Origin of the sequence: Pseudomonas sp. (assembly GCF_037994325.1) — a bacterium.
GTDB lineage: Bacteria > Pseudomonadota > Gammaproteobacteria > Pseudomonadales > Pseudomonadaceae > Aquipseudomonas.
This window is the reverse complement of the sequence record NZ_JBBNAH010000308.1, coordinates 1-1,647: the sequence shown is the minus strand read 5'-3', so window position 1 is coordinate 1,647 and position 1,647 is coordinate 1. Positions and strand designations below refer to the sequence as shown.

Here is a 1,647-nt window from a genome sequence, read left to right as displayed (position 1 = left end):
CAACTGCTCCCTGCAATAGGAAAAAAACTCTTGCAGGTCTTCGAATATCAGAAAAATAAGCCAGCGTGCAGAGCAAATATCCTCTAGGCATCTAGGAGGTCCTCTTTTTACAATTAACTCCGCATGTTCGATCGCATTCCGCCACAGTAATGGCGCATCTGAATACAGGCTGTATATGTTTTTGTATCCATCAGATTTTAGTTTTTGCAGGATAGCTCTATAGGCAATAACCCCGTCTACTTGATACTGGTTATTGTAAAGTCCCACAAAAAATTTGTTTATTTTTAGCTCGGCTTCATTCTCTACCAGCTCAGGCTTCCCGGTGACGACATTATTTCCGCAAGAACACTCGCCCCAGAGCAAATTCAAGTGTTTTTTATTTGATGCTGCCGTAAACCACAACCTGCAAAATGGACACGACCTTAACAACTTTATATTGTGACTTGCGCAAATTTTATTAGGAAATTGATGACTTCTCCGCCAATAAGCAAAGCCTAATTCAGCAATGTCGGACTTTGCGCACTCAATACATAAACCAATCTGCTCCCAGCACACATAACGTCTAAAACTATCCAACGTTTTGTTGGGTCCCGCGGCGTTTGAGAATACGTTTATAAAGGATACTTCTGGATATCTTGTATGTCCATGAAGGATTTTCGTAAACTGTACGGGTCTGTTCCAGCCAAATATTTTGGCTATAACTAGAATATCTTCATTTTTCCATTTTCTGCTTCCTTTCCAATAAATGGACTGGAGCAGAGAGGTATTTCCATGTTTTGGGAATAGAAGAATAAATCTAGATATATAAGATACTAGAGCCTCGTCTTTTTGAATCGTCAATAACATATTAACCAAGAAAAAATGTAGGGGTATGTTAATTTTCTATGCGAAGTTTTAAGGGAATACATTTGGGAAAGAGGCAGATTTACTGCCTCTTAAATGGAGATGCTTGCCTTTGCCATGACTCTAGCTAGCTGATCGTTGAGTCCCGGCCGTACGGACTATATTCTTCTCATACGGACTTCATTCTTTTCGATCAACAGTTATCCACAGCCCGCCAGGCTTACTCGACGGTCACGCTTTTGGCCAAGTTACGCGGCTGGTCCACATCGGTGCCGCGCAGTACGGCGACGTAGTAGGACAACAGTTGCAGCGGCAGGGTGTAGAGGATCGGCGCCAGGGCATCGGAGATATGCGGCATATTCACCACGTGGGTGCCTTCGCCGTTGCTCATGCCGGCACGGCCGTCGGCGAACACGATCAGTTCGCCGCCACGGGCGCGCACTTCCTGCAGGTTGGATTTGAGCTTTTCCAGCAGTTCGTTGTTGGGCGCCACGGTAACCACCGGCATATCGCTGTCGACCAAGGCCAGGGGGCCATGCTTCAGCTCGCCAGCGGGGTAGGCTTCGGCGTGGATATAAGAGATTTCCTTGAGCTTGAGGGCACCTTCCATGGCTACCGGGTACTGGGCCCCACGGCCGAGGAACAGGGCGTGGTGTTTTTCGGCGAACAGTTCGGCAATTTTTTCCACGGTGCTGTCCATGGCCAGGGCTTCACCCAGGCGGGTAGGCAGGCGGCGCAGTTCGTCGACCAATTCAGCTTCAACGCCGGCTTCCAGGGTGCCGCGTACTTGGCCCAGCGACAGGG

The 1,647-nt window shown here is 48.1% G+C and carries 2 protein-coding genes; both read right to left on the bottom strand.

The genetic code is table 11. From position 1 onward, the window contains the following. On the bottom strand, positions 1-369 hold a 369-nt coding region (locus AAAB16_RS10435; protein WP_340663264.1), incomplete at its 3' end, for a hypothetical protein. Positions 370-1,063: 694 nt separating this feature from the next. After that, a partial coding sequence (locus tag AAAB16_RS10430; protein WP_340663263.1) for an SIS domain-containing protein occupies positions 1,064-1,647 on the bottom strand: 584 nt, incomplete at its 5' end.